At 42.7% G+C, this 13,320-nt stretch carries 12 protein-coding genes and 1 tRNA gene; 6 read left to right on the forward strand and 7 right to left on the reverse strand.

Going from position 1 to position 13,320, the window contains the following annotated elements:
* Positions 1–681: 681 nt before the first annotated feature.
* The 7 genes from LEP1GSC185_RS17775 to LEP1GSC185_RS17805 form a co-directional block, all read right to left on the reverse strand.
* Positions 682–755 (reverse strand) — tRNA-Ile (locus LEP1GSC185_RS17775).
* Between the two features lie 44 nt (positions 756–799).
* Positions 800–1,300: a hypothetical protein gene (locus tag LEP1GSC185_RS17780; protein WP_008592390.1), complete on the reverse strand. Its 501-nt coding sequence runs from the start codon at positions 1,298–1,300 to the stop codon at positions 800–802.
* The gene (locus tag LEP1GSC185_RS17785) at positions 1,297–1,788 is read right to left on the reverse strand and encodes an LIC_11959 family protein (RefSeq protein WP_008592090.1); all 492 of its coding nucleotides are present in this window, start codon (positions 1,786–1,788) and stop codon (positions 1,297–1,299) included. The genes LEP1GSC185_RS17780 and LEP1GSC185_RS17785 overlap by 4 nt, the downstream gene beginning before the upstream one ends.
* Before the next feature lies 1 nt (position 1,789).
* Positions 1,790–3,205 carry a HEAT repeat domain-containing protein gene (locus tag LEP1GSC185_RS17790; protein ID WP_029607962.1) on the reverse strand — a complete coding sequence of 472 codons (1,416 nt, stop codon included), beginning with the start codon at positions 3,203–3,205 and terminating at the stop codon, positions 1,790–1,792.
* Positions 3,138–3,629 (reverse strand): response regulator, encoded by a 492-nt coding sequence (locus tag LEP1GSC185_RS17795; RefSeq protein ID WP_008597153.1) that lies wholly within the window; start codon positions 3,627–3,629, stop codon positions 3,138–3,140. Before LEP1GSC185_RS17795 ends, LEP1GSC185_RS17790 begins: the two co-directional genes overlap by 68 nt.
* Positions 3,630–3,738: 109 nt before the next feature.
* Positions 3,739–5,070 carry a 6-hydroxymethylpterin diphosphokinase MptE-like protein gene (locus tag LEP1GSC185_RS17800; RefSeq protein WP_008592616.1) on the reverse strand — a complete coding sequence of 444 codons (1,332 nt, stop codon included), beginning with the start codon at positions 5,068–5,070 and terminating at the stop codon, positions 3,739–3,741.
* 42 nt (positions 5,071–5,112) lie between these two features.
* Positions 5,113–5,655, reverse strand: a complete 543-nt coding sequence (locus LEP1GSC185_RS17805; RefSeq protein WP_008592460.1) for a hypothetical protein — start codon at positions 5,653–5,655, stop codon at positions 5,113–5,115.
* Positions 5,656–5,741: 86 nt separating this feature from the next.
* On the opposite strand from LEP1GSC185_RS17805, the gene LEP1GSC185_RS17810 reads away from it, so the two are divergent.
* The 6 genes from LEP1GSC185_RS17810 to LEP1GSC185_RS17840 all read left to right on the forward strand — a co-directional run bounded on the left by LEP1GSC185_RS17810 (position 5,742) and on the right by LEP1GSC185_RS17840 (position 13,316).
* A complete protein-coding gene (locus LEP1GSC185_RS17810) occupies positions 5,742–6,371 on the forward strand; it encodes a TlpA family protein disulfide reductase (protein WP_008592407.1) in 630 nt (209 codons plus the stop codon).
* Positions 6,368–7,063, forward strand: coding sequence for a type 1 glutamine amidotransferase (locus LEP1GSC185_RS17815; protein ID WP_008592320.1), 696 nt, complete (start codon positions 6,368–6,370; stop codon positions 7,061–7,063). Before LEP1GSC185_RS17810 ends, LEP1GSC185_RS17815 begins: the two co-directional genes overlap by 4 nt.
* A 70-nt stretch (positions 7,064–7,133) precedes the next feature.
* Positions 7,134–9,854, forward strand: a complete 2,721-nt coding sequence (gene secA / locus LEP1GSC185_RS17820; RefSeq protein WP_008592085.1) for a preprotein translocase subunit SecA — start codon at positions 7,134–7,136, stop codon at positions 9,852–9,854.
* On the forward strand, positions 9,851–10,336 hold the full coding sequence (locus tag LEP1GSC185_RS17825) for a hypothetical protein (protein WP_008592637.1): 486 nt from the start codon (positions 9,851–9,853) through the stop codon (positions 10,334–10,336). The genes secA and LEP1GSC185_RS17825 overlap by 4 nt, the downstream gene beginning before the upstream one ends.
* Before the next feature lie 572 nt (positions 10,337–10,908).
* Complete coding sequence (locus LEP1GSC185_RS17835) at positions 10,909–12,324, forward strand: TolC family protein (protein WP_008592076.1); 1,416 nt, start codon at positions 10,909–10,911, stop codon at positions 12,322–12,324.
* Complete coding sequence (locus tag LEP1GSC185_RS17840; RefSeq protein WP_008592222.1) at positions 12,321–13,316, forward strand: efflux RND transporter periplasmic adaptor subunit; 996 nt, start codon at positions 12,321–12,323, stop codon at positions 13,314–13,316. The genes LEP1GSC185_RS17835 and LEP1GSC185_RS17840 overlap by 4 nt, the downstream gene beginning before the upstream one ends.
* Positions 13,317–13,320 lie beyond the last annotated feature (4 nt).

Raw genomic sequence — 13,320 nt, forward strand, 5'->3', positions numbered from 1 at the left:
ACACAATTTACCGGTTTCTAAATGAGAGGGCAAGCAAAACTGAAAAATTTAGACTGGCTTCTAATAATTTCAGTTTCTGGAAAAACTAATTAAAAAGACATAATATTAGGAATTCTTTACCTTATTCTGTCGCATTAAATAGTTTATGTCTTGTTCGGAATGGGTTGTCGAAGAGCCTACAAGAGAAATTTCGGAGTAAATATGAACGCATTCCAAAAGAGAATATTGCCAACTGCAATCTACCTCGGACTAACTTCAACTTTGCTTGCGGCGTATTTCTTTTATGAAAGATCGCTCATTGGTTTTTCCGGACGGACATATTACGGACCTGGACCGTGCTTTTCTTTGGCTTTATCTGATAGTAGGAATACAACATATTTTGAATGTGCTGTATAAACGAATGAGAAGAAAATTTTGGGCCCAGAAGGACTTGCCGTTACTCAGTCTCACATCCTGTTCGACTAAGCTCCACGGCGTCTTTTGCACTCGCTTCGCCATCCTGGCTCGCGGCGCATTTGCGACGCTTCCTATGGGGCGCTGCAAATGCTTTCGTGCAAAAGCTTCAAGTCCTTCAGGAACTTTATTTTGGAATGTAAGGAATGATTTCTTGGGCCCAGAAGGACTTGAACCTGCAACCCGGAGATTCTGAATCTGCTGTATAAACGAATGAGAAGAAAATTTTGGGCCCAGAAGGACTTGAACCTTCGACCCGCAGATTATGAGTCTGCTGCTCTAACCAACTGAGCTATAGGCCCGGAGGCTCCATTTTTTGAGAGCCGTGCCTCCTAGCAAGTCGATTTTACTGTGGGTTTAGATAACGGTTCGGATTGGAGAACCATTCTTTTAGGTCTTGGCGTTCTTTGTAGAAAGCGATATAAAATGTATAGGCCTTATCTTCCTTTCGAAGTAAGAAGAAGTAGAGCAGGAGTGGGTTTCCGCCCGAATTATCTTCTTTAGACCAGCGTAGGATCTCCGTTCTGTAGATGCTGAATTTTTCAGGAGTTGTGTCCGGAAAGACCGCCTCTAACACCTTGGTTCCGAGAGTTTCTTCTCCTACTCGATCCAGTTTGCGCCAGATGGCGAGCCAGGATCTGTCTTTGAGCGGAACCGCTCTCCAACGCTTTCTAGATTCGGTGCGAACTAGAGCTTTTTCCGGGAAATCGATCCGGACAAAATTTTCCGTAAATGTATCTCCGGGTTGGTAGACTTTTTGGTCCGGGTCTAATGGGACTGAATCTAAGGATATACTTATGAGGATGAATGAGAAAGGAAAAATTTTGGAGAATGGAATTCGGATCAAAAGATGATTTCCTCTAAGATCAATTCTCTGTATTTGATTAGTTGGAATACCGGGATGGATTGTTTTTCTTTTCTGTCGGCGAGTGAATCTTCTCCCTTCTTCTTGAATCTTCGAATGGTTTTGTTCTCGAATACGAATACTCCTTGGTATTCTCCTGTGACCTCGTAAGGTGCGCCGGCTGCCAACCTAGAAACATATTTTTTTAATCTTCTGTCGAATTTATTATCTCTATATTTATAATATAGAGTATGTCCGTTCCAATCATAGAATACTACGTAGTTTTCCTTTAAACCTTGGTAATATAGTTTTATTGTTTCCGGATAATTGGGAGAAGAATCGGTTAAGGATTCTTTTATATCGAGGGCTCTAGGCTCTTGGAGAGTGATTGTCCCACGGTAGGTATTTCCTGCGGGTTCCGCATCCAATCTTCTCCCGTCCGATGTTGGTATGACACAAAGGATTGCGGATAGGAGAAGGAATTGTTTCATACTAATCGTTTTCCAAATCCTCTGATTCTCCACCGGATGGTTTCCCTCCGCCGGAACCGCCTCCCGAACCACCGGAAGATCCACCACCACTGCTGCCTCCGGAAGATCCGGCTCCTTCTCCACTCAATGGAACTGGATTAGAACCTTCTCCTCCTCCGCTGCTCGGTCTGGATCTTCTGGAAGAAGAGCTGGAACCTCCTGCTTTTCTGGTGCTTGTATCCTTTGCAGGTTTTGTATCAGTGCTTGTTGGAACAAAATTCGGATCTAGTTTTTTACGAAGTTGGTCCAACGCGCTTTGAGCGGCGCGTTTTACTTTTTCGCTAGGGTCTCTCTGAGCCTTGTATTCTAGAATTTCGATCACTGCTGGATCTTCGGTTTCCGCCAAATGTTTGATTGCACGAAGTCGGACCATTGCATCGTCGTCTCTTGCGAATGAATATAATTCTTCGATAATTTCCTTATCTCCTAAGGAAACAAGAGCGGTGATCGTATGTATCTTGAGAGCTTGGTAGTCCTGGATATCGTTCTTGGATTTTAAGGCACGGATCTTTTCTAAAAGTTCCCTGAGTGGAACGATCGCTGCCTCCGATTTGATCTTTCCGAGTGCGTTTACAGAGTAGGCACGAAGTGTAATCGGTTCTTTTTCGTCTTTTACAGTTGCGATCAGAACATTCTCAATGGAAGATTTTTTTACCTTTCCGAAATAAAGTGCGATCTGTGCCCTTACTTCAGGATCGTTAAACTTCTCTTGGAATCTTGCTTCTAATACGGAGAAAGCTTCGTTTGCCTGAGGAAATTCGGCTAGTGTTTCTATCAATGCGATCAGAAAATTCGAATTTTTTGTAAAGTCTTGTGCTTTTAGCAATTCGGTTAAAACAGGAATTCCGGAATCGAATTTGAGTTTTTTGACCACATAGACCGCTTCCTTCTGCACGTCTTGTTGGTCGTATTTTAATAATGCGATGATCTTATCTTCGAATTGTGTAAGTTTTAGAATTCCGGAAATTCTAAGCGCATAGATTTTCATGGACCAATCCGGATCCTTGGAAAGGATCACTCCAACTTGGTCGTACAATTCTCCTGCTTCTTCTTTCGGAAAATCCTCTAATTCTCTGAGAGCGCTTGCTCTTTCTTTTGTAGTTCCGTATTTTAGAACTTTGGAAAGTATTTCTTTTTTCTTACGGATCTGTTCTTCCGTATATTTTGGCTTAGGTGGAGCCTCTTTGGCGACCAGAGAGCCGAAAGATAAAAAGGATAATACTAGAAAAAGCGCGGAAATAGCCGCTAACTTGAAAAAGTGAGAATTCCGCAAGATCTGATCTGTTTTGTTTTCGAGGATAGACAGCCGGTTATTCGCCAGTTTGCTGCAGTTTGCGGTTTTCTTCTTCGAGTTCCTTAATTCTTCTGTTAAGCTCATTGACTAAATGTTGATTCTCCAGGTTCTGCCGGAACTTTTCTATCAAAGATCGGATGTCTCTGGTTAGATCCTCAATGTTCCAAGGTTTTTCCACGTATCTGCTCAATCCCCCGAAATTTATCGCGTGGATTGCGGAATCTAAACCGGCTTGGCCGGTGAGCAGAATTTTGATCGAGTCAGGAGACCGTTTGTGGACCGATTCCAGAAAATCGGCTCCTTTCATGCCGGGCATCACCTGATCCGTAATGATAACTTCGATCACATAACCGGAAGCTTGTATCTCTTCCAATAAGGCGAGTGCCTCCTCGGCGCTTCTCGCGGTTTCGATCTCGTGAGTTTTTCCGAACTCGTTATGAAGCTGTTCCTGGAGAGTTTCCAGTACCGACACTTCATCATCGACACAAATAATATAACCTTTATTCATAATCCTAAACCGAAAGGTTGGCCGGTTTCCCGGAACTAGAGAGTTTTAGAGAATTCTCCCGGAATGTCAAGTAGTAGAATCTTCTTCTTGTAGGTTCTTCGACCCAAAATCAGGTTCTTGGATCTAAAAGTCTAGTTTCTCTGGGAAGAAGTATCCGGATCTCACTTGGAAGTTCTGAAATTTCCGCACAAAGTTTTCTCCAGTTCGGTCCTGTACCAGGAAAAGAAGAAGGGTAACTTTCCAGAGAATTTTCCCAATCCGAGAACACCTTCCACTTAGAGTCGATTTCGGAAAGAATAGGGATCGGACTCCATTTTTTTAATATTTCTAGGACGCTCGTTCTTGTTCTCCATCTAGATTCAGGCGTATATCTCGAATTATATAGGCTTCTTTTCCGATCGATGAAAAATCTGTCGTATCTTTCGTAACCTGTGGATCTGCAGTGAGTTTTTCCGCCTTCTCTTTCGAAACCAAATCCTTTCAATAGAACGGATTCTGCTCCTAAGGAACTGAGTAGTGAAACCGCAAGGCCCGCCACATTTAAGGTTGGATTTTCTAAGATCGGTGCCTTCGGATAAAATTTTGCTCCCAGGATCTGGTCCAGTGGATGAGTAGAAAGATAGATGATCTTTGGATTTTTTAGGTCGAAGATCCTACAAGCTCCACCAAACCATGTGAAAATCGGAATATTCTCCGGCGTATTTTCCGGAAAATGGTAGAATGTTCCAAGCCCACTGTCTATGGAAAGCACAGCATTCGGTTGGATATCGTTCTGTAATAGATATCCAAGTGCAGTGTCCGAACTGAGTAAAAAGACTTTCTCTTTATTTTCGCGGATCCAATCGATCTCAGACTCTAAATTTGGCGAAGCTCCTACAAAACATCCGATCTTACCAGGCTTGGGAGAAAGTGTTTTTCCAAGGATCCGATAAGAGTCCTGACTTTCTGAAGACTTTTTTAAATGTTTGAAGAAGTTTCTGACCCAGAGCCTTCTGAACTCTTGCTTCGCGAGTTTATTTTGGGAAACGGGTTCCTTTTTTTGGAAGAAGGAAAGTATCCTTTCGCTTAGATCCGGATACCGTCTGGAATAATTCGGGTGAATGAAAATTCGCAGATTTTTGGTATCTGCGGGCATCCACTCGGATTTGTCTAGTTTTTCAAATTTCTCCCAACCATAATATACTGGAACTCCGCCTAATTTTTCCTTCAGTTCAGCGCCAACCAGGGATTCAAGTTCGGAGAATGGTTCGAGTAATAGGATTTTTGTAGGCACTTCGACAGATTTCAGATAAGAAATCACATGATAGGCGCAACCAATCCCAATAATTATTAGAAATTCGTCTTTTTGTAGGGGGGAAGGAATAGAAAGGGAGATTCTCTCTCCCTCTTTGATTGGATTTTGTGTGGAATGTAGATGGAAGGAGGAATTTTCCTCCTTCAAATTCAGAGAACCGTCAGATTGCCGGACAAGCTGGAAGATAGATTAATCCTCGTCTTCTTCTTCCTTGTCGTCATCATCGTCGTCGGAATCATCATCATCTTCCTCATCTTCATCCTCGTCGTCATCGGAATCGTCATCCTCTTCGTCGTAGGATTCTCCCTCTTCACCATCTTCCATGTCCATAAGAGGTTTTGCAGCTTCTTCTGGAATGAAATCTTCTTCCATATCTTCTTCTGCGATAGGAGCTTGGGGAGCTTCGAATAGTCCGTTGAATTGAGAATAAGTAGCACCGTTTCCTTGTGCTTCGGCTTCTGTGATGGCTCTTTCTTCTTTAGTTACGTATTTGTACTGAACTTCGTCGTTTGCGAGTGCAAACATCGCTTGGACGGCAAGTTTGCGTCCTTTGATCTTTTTAGGTAATTCGAGTCTGTCGATTCTATCCAGGATTTGGAAGCCGGCTACGGCTCTTTCGTACTTGTTTTTTTTGGCCAGTTCAATCAAAGTTACAATATCGAATTCTGAATTCTGGTTCTGGGTCATTTTGTATTCCTGAGAGGGGATAGAGGCCTTTGAAACTACCATCATTCTCAATTTCCCTTCTCTGTCAATCCCTTATATCTTTCGTTTATTCCTTGAATTCTGGGGAGAATCTTCGATTTTGGTAAACGCCCATGGATTCTCAGGCCAACTCCGATTCCAGGCTTAGTATTCCCTTTCCCAAGGGGATTTTCTTCCGCCTAATCCTTTTATTAATAGCGAGCCTTCTTACTGTTTGTGCTCCGTCAGAACAATCCAATCTAGGTGTCCAAGATTTTGAAGGCATCAGTTTGGAAGGAGAAAGTATCCGAATATCGGATATTGCTGCTGACCGTATCGCACTCAATGTGTATGGTCCGAATTGCCTTCCTTGTATTAAGGAAATTCCGGTCTTAAATTATCTGAATGCGGAACTGAAAAAAACTCCTCATATCAAGTTGTACATGATCGTGGACCCGGATATATTTTTTGATAATCCGGAGGCTCTTTCTACGGAACAAAAAATGAAAGAAGCTGCGGTTTTGATGAAGGAAGAAGTCAAAAAATTCGGGATACAACTTCCGGTGCTCATTATGAAACCTCCTTTCAAAGTAGATCGAACTGAGGGACTTGTCACTGGAACTCCGGAAACACTTCTGCTAAAAACAAAACCTTTGATCCTATATTATAATTTTATCGGGCCAATCAGCGAGGAATCCGACCCGAATAAAATCCCTAAAAATATGAAGGTGATCTTCTTCAAAAGAATGGCCGGCCAATCATGAGATGTCTCATTGTTCGTTTCAAGGATTGTGAGGGTCCTGGAACTCTATTATATTCTTTGCAAGCTAGAAATTATAGGATTACCTATCATAACGCGTATGACGAACGAGTTCATATCGTTCCTGCGGCTCACCAAATGTTCGACCTGGTAGTATTTTTAGGCGGACCTCAAACTGTACATGATCCTAATCAGCATAAATTTTTCAAACCTTGGCTGGAACTAGCATCTCACTTAGTATCTATGAAAGATAAAAAGGTCATCGGTATCTGTTTGGGTTCTCAAATTTTAGCAACTGTTCTGGGCGCTAAGGTATACGAAGGAGAGAAAGGCCCGGAAGTAGGGTTTTCCGACGTAAAAGTAATAAATCCTTCTCATCCTGTGTTTTCTAAATTGGGCGGGATCTCTTCTTTTCCTGCTTTCCATCTACACGAAGACGTATTTGAGATCCCTAAAGGTGCTGATCATCTGTTACAAGGAAGTTTTTATTCTAACCAGATGTTTGGATATGAGAATCGAGTGTTCGGTATCCAGTGCCATCTAGAAGTAACAGAGAATATGTTGGGTGTTTGGAAGAATGTACATTCTGAGTTTATTAAAAAAGCAGGATGGATTCCCGGACCCGAAACGGAAGATCTTAGGTCTCAGATGGAAAGAGCTGGTAGAGCTCTCTTCGAAGGAATTTTGGATTTATAATATTTCTTATCCAATGTCCCGAATTCCGGGACTATTATCATATTGAATTGAAACGGTTAATGGTGCATACATGATTCAGAAATTACTCAGGGTCCTATTCGGAAGTAAATACGAAAGAGATCTTAAAAGACTTACTCCGATCGTAGTCCAAATCAATTCTTTGGAAGAGTCCATGCGCTCTCTGAGCGACTCCGAACTTTCTTCCCAAACTAGAAAGTTTAAAGAGAGACTCTCTAAGGGAGAAACTTTGGATGATATCCTTCCGGAAGCATTCGCTACCGTAAGAGAGGCAGCCTTGAGAAAATTAGGGATGCGCCATTTCGATGTGCAGATGATGGGCGGTATCTCTCTTCATTGGGGAAATATCTCCGAGATGAAGACCGGAGAGGGTAAAACTCTAACTTCTACCCTTGCAGTTTATCTAAATGCGTTAGCGGGTAAAGGTGTTCATGTCGTTACAGTGAACGATTATCTGGCAAGAAGGGACGCAAATTGGATGAAACCGATTTACGATTTCCTGGAATTGTCCGTCGGGATCATCCAACACGATATGGACCATGATGATCGGAAAAAGGCTTATTCTGCCGATATCACCTACGGAACTAATAACGAATACGGTTTCGATTATCTGAGAGACAATATGGTTTCTCATATCGATCATAAAGTGCAAAGAAGCCATTACTTTGCGATTGTGGACGAGGTGGACTCGATCTTGATCGACGAAGCAAGAACACCTCTCATCATCTCCGGTCCATCCGACGAATCCACGGACAAATACACTCGTATAGACAAGATCATTCCTAAGTTGATCGAAGGCGAAGATTACGAGAAAGACGAAAAGGCAAAAAACACTCTCATGACTGAAAAGGGTGTGGCTCATGTGGAAGAGATCTTAGGGATTGAGAACTTATACGCACCTCAAAACGTGGATCTGGTACATCATGTTCACCAAGCATTAAAAGCTCATAAAATATTCCAGAGGGACGTGGACTATGTGGTCCAAAACGGAGAAGTGATCATCGTAGACGAGTTCACCGGTCGTTTGATGTCCGGCCGACGATATTCAGACGGTCTTCACCAAGCTTTGGAAGCAAAAGAAGGAGTTCCTATCGCCAGGGAATCCCAAACTTTGGCGAGTATCACTTTTCAGAATTATTTCAGATTATACGAAAAACTTTCGGGTATGACCGGAACGGCCGATACGGAAGCGGAAGAATTCCATAAGATCTATAATCTAGATGTGATCGTAATTCCTCCGAACGTTCCTGTTCAAAGAAAGGATGCGGCTGATAGAGTTTATAGAACTGAAAAAGAAAAGTTCGCAGCTATTTTAAACGAGATCAAGGATTGTCGCGATAAAAAACAACCTGTTCTTGTCGGAACCATCTCTATCGAAAAATCAGAGGTTCTTGCTAGGCTTTTAGCACAAGCAGGGATTGCGCATAACGTTCTGAACGCTAAATTCCACGAAAAAGAAGCGGAGATCATCGCAAACGCAGGAAAACCTGCGGCAGTTACAATCGCTACTAACATGGCGGGAAGGGGAACTGACATCGTTTTAGGTGGAGCTCAGTTATTTAAGGAAAGTTTGGAATCCTGGAAGGAATCCGATCCGGTCATCAGCGAATTTAAGGAAGCTGTCGTTCGTGCGGATTTTGAAAGAGCGGAATCCATTTCTCAAAGATTAGATTCTCAGGCAAAAAAATCCAAAGCGAATGAGATACTTACAAGCGCAAAGATCTGGAGAAAGAACCACGAAGAAGTTCTAGAAGCGGGCGGACTTCACATTTTAGGAACGGAAAGACATGAGGCGAGAAGGATAGACAACCAGCTCAGAGGTCGTTCCGGTCGCCAAGGAGATCCGGGTTCGAGCAGATTTTATCTTTCCTTACAAGACGACCTAATGAGGATTTTCGGATCGGACAGGATCGCAGGCATCATGGAAAGACTCAAGATGCCGGAAGGGCAAGAGATAGAGCATCCAATGGTGTCTAACGCGATTGCCAGGGCGCAAAAAAGGGTAGAAGGTCATAACTTCGATATTCGTAAGCACCTTTTGGAATATGACGATGTGATGAATCGCCAAAGGATCGTCATCTACAAGATGAGAAACGAAGTACTGGAAGGTGGAGACGTAACCGGTCAGGCAAAAAGTTTCTTAGAAGAAATGATAGAGGCCCAAGTAGTTGCCACCTGTGAAGGTGGAAATCCTAACGGTTGGGAATGGGAAGTTTTAAAAGAATGGTTCGAAGGACTTGGACTTCCTTGGAAAGTGGACCAAGACGAAATTAAAAAATCCAAAAATCCCCAGTTGGCTATTTTCGATTCTTTGAATAATGCAGCACAAACTTTCTACCAAGAAAAAGCTGATCGGATCGGCGCCGACGTTTGGAAACTTTTAGAAAGAAATATTTTCCTGGATATCCTGGACCATCGCTGGAAAGAACATCTCTATTCCATGGACCATCTGAGAGAAGGTATCTGGACTGTAGGTTACGGAGAAAAGAATCCGCTCGTAGAATATAAACTCCAAGGTTTCAGATTATTCGACCAAGCAATCGAGAACATGAAATATGAGATCGTTAGCTTCTTACTACGTGTGGAAGTTACGGAAAAAACCCAGTTGCCTGAAGAGAAAAAAGAATATAAAAAAGTAGGACAAGAACTGACCGGAGGCTTCCAAGAATTGCAGGGGGCTAAACCTAAAAATCCGGCGGCAGAGGCTATGCCTGTTACTTCCGGCGGCGGCGGTTCTTCCGAAAGGAAGACGAGCAGAAGGAAAAGAAAATGAGATCCTTATTCGTATTTACTCTCTGTTTATTCTCCTTTCTTCAGTGTGCATATTTTTTTCCTGAATCATCAAGTAAGGAATCTAAGAGTCCGAAACGTTTGTATTCAGAGTGTATGGAAACCTTCGCAGATGATACGAAGTGTAAGGAATTCGTACTCAAATCTATTCCGGATGCGGACATAAGTTTACTTGGGAAAGATGCGGATCCGAATGCAGTACAGGCTTCTAACACTATTTTTATCAGAGAAGAGTTGGTCCGGTCCTTACTTTATCAAAATAAATTATTCGTAAAAAACAAACTGGGCGAGCCGGACGAGAAAAGGATCGTAAACAATTGGGCCCCAGGAATGGAAGAATGGCTTTATTATAGGCCTGTTTCTAAATTTGCGGAAGGGTCCAGACCGGATAGGGAGATATTGATTCGCTTTCAGCGAGGTGCAGTAGTCCATGTAGGTTATACCCCACCTAGTCAAAATCGTTAGACAGACTATCAGTAAATTCAACAAAAAACGAATAGGAATGTTGGGTGTTTATTCGTAATATATAGTAAGGATTGACGGAATATACTCCTATATTCTTTTGGCAATAGTGCGGCGCATACCTTACATTCTGCTAATTTTCTTACAGATAGCTCTGGTAATCTTCTCATCTACTTTGGAATGGGTGGATAAGGAACAAGAAAGCCGCCTTATTTCTTTATCCCAAACAAAGAAAAACATTTCAACCGCCCTTGAATCGGACCTTAAGGATTCAGAAGGATTACTTTACACACAAGCTAGAGAAAGAGACAGCAGACTTGTTGATTTTCTGGCAGATGAGTTAGTTACCTGTCCTTGGTCTCCATCCTCCTTCGATTCTAGTATCGTATTTGTAAGCGGCCAGCATAGAGCGGACCGACTTCTACACTTTTCCCTAACAAACCTTCCCCCACCTAGCCTGGCTTAATCGTTTATATTACTTCGGAACGATTCTCGAGCCATAGGTATATTGGCATCGTTCCATAGGGGGCCTTTGCGTAAGCTAAAGCTATCTTTAGGGATAACTTCGTACAACTATGAATAAAAAGATACTAACGTTTCTAATCTTGGTCTGGGCCACGAATCAGACCGTATCCCAGCCGGATAGTCCTGGAGCTGCTCCTATTGGACTTGATCCTTTATATTCCGAAGCAAAGATCGCGGCTGCTTCCGGAGATCAGGAAAGGACACAGGTTCGTTTGGAACTTGCCAAGGCGGAAGAACTGCTCTGGAAGAATAACCTTCTATTACTCGCATCAAAATTTAATATAGACGCGAGAAAAGCTGGCATAGAGCAAGCAGGCCTTTACGCGAACCCGAATATTTTCGTGGATCAAAGTATTTTTGCGGAACCTACTCAACGTTATTTCGATTTTACCAGATCCGGACAAACTGTAGTGCAGATCCAACAAGTATTCTTACTAGGCGGTAAGATAGACAAACGGATCAGAGTGGCCGAATTAAGCGCTAAGATGAGCGAGCAGGAATTTTATGATCTCGCTCGAGCGCTGATCACTAAACTTCGTAGGACCTTCTACTTTATTCATTATTATAGGGATGCGATCGCTTTTTACGATAGGAGTCTGATCGCTCTGGATAAGACGGTAAACTCGGCGGAGCTTGCCTACAAAAGAAGAGCAGTTCTTCAATCGGAAGTTTTACGTTTAAAAGCTCTTTTATTCTTTTTAAGGAAGGAAAGAGAAGATCTTAGGATAAAAGTTCTGGAGAAGGAAGCGGATTTAAGAGTTTTACTCAACGAAGAAACTTATAAAAGTCAATCCGTCGCGATTGTTCCCGTCCTAGATTTGGACTTTGTGGAGAAAGCCACCTTAGAAGGTTTAAAATTAGATAATATGCTTTCTAAGGCTAGGGAATACAGACCTGACCTGAAAAAAGCGGTGCAGGCGTTAAGATACGAAGAAGCGAACCTAGAACTACAACATGCAAACGCTATCCCGGATCTAGCATTCGGTCCTATGTATAACAGAGGGGGAACTGCTTTCCAGAACTACTGGGGAGTTACCGCTCAGTTGAATATTCCGATCTTCGATAGGAACCAAGGTAATATCAAGGCCGCCGAAAAATCCATCCAAGTCAGAAAACAAGAATTGAAAAACCTGATCTTGGAAGTGGAGAACGATGTGAGCGTTGCTTTGGCTACCGCAAAGGCAAAAGACGATCTTTATAAAAAATTCAGGAATACTTATACTAAGGACTACGCTGATCTAGCAGAGGATATGATCCTTAGTTACGAAAAACGTTATATATCCATTTTAGAATTCGCCGACTTCTTCGAAACATACAGATCCAGTATTGTGGAAATGTTACGCCTCCAAACTGATAGAATGGAAGCGATTGAAGGAGTAAATTACTCGGTCGGAACGGGGCTGATCGTCCCAAGTTACAAATCCAACGGAGAATCCGGTGGTGCTAAGGAAGGGAGCTCGAAATGATTCCATCATCTAACAAACTTAGGATTATATTAATCGTTCTGGTGGCGGCAGTTTCCGTTTCCATCGTATCTTTTACCTTGAGCAGGGGGGCAAAGAAGAATGCTCCTCGACCGCAAAAGGCAATCGTACATGATCACGGCGAAAGGATAGAGTTTAAAGAAAATAGTCCCGGCCTAGAGATCGTTAAAAGTGCTGAGATAGGTAAACCTGGAGAATTCGTAAACGTAGAAGCTCCTGCAAGGTTGATAGCCACTACTTCTCCTTCCGTATCGGATTCTGAACAGATCGTATTATTCGAATCTGCGGAGTTGAACGACCTATATGTCGGTTACGTTCATGCTAAGAACAGTCTGAACAGATCCCGTAAGAACTTGGATCGTATCAAAGATATGTTCAAACATAGAGTAGCAACCGAAAAAGATCTGATCGAAGCAGAGACCGAAGTGAATAACGACGAGGCAGAATTCGCTGAGTTCGAAGGAAAACTGAGAGCTGTCGGTTTGAACCCGGCATTGATCAAAAAGGCACCGGGCCAAACTGCTTGGATCATCTCAGACGTTCCAGAATCACAACTTTCCAGTCTGCAAAAAGGAAAAAGGGTGAGAGTCGTATTCAACTCCTTCCCGAACCAAGAATGGGCAGGGACAGCGGAGGCTTTAGGAGATAACGTGGATCCTTTTACAAGGACCGTAAAAGTCAGGATCGCCATTAAAAACGAAGGTTATAGATTAAAACCTGGAATGTTCGCAACCGTAAAATTCCCCGAAGAAACAGGAAGCGATTCTGTTGTGATCCCTTTCAACTCGGTAGTTACCGTAGAGGGTAAAAACTACGTATTCGTAGAAGAAACTCCGCGCGAATTTTTCAGAAGAGAAGTCGTTCTCGGGATCTCCACCAGAGAAAGGGTCAATGTATTAGAAGGTCTGACAAAAGGCGATAGGGTAGTAGTCGAAGGTGCCATCCTGTTAAAGGGACTTAGTTTCGGATTTTAATCTC

Source organism: Leptospira licerasiae serovar Varillal str. VAR 010, from assembly GCF_000244755.1.
In the GTDB taxonomy this organism is placed as follows: domain Bacteria; phylum Spirochaetota; class Leptospiria; order Leptospirales; family Leptospiraceae; genus Leptospira_B; species Leptospira_B licerasiae.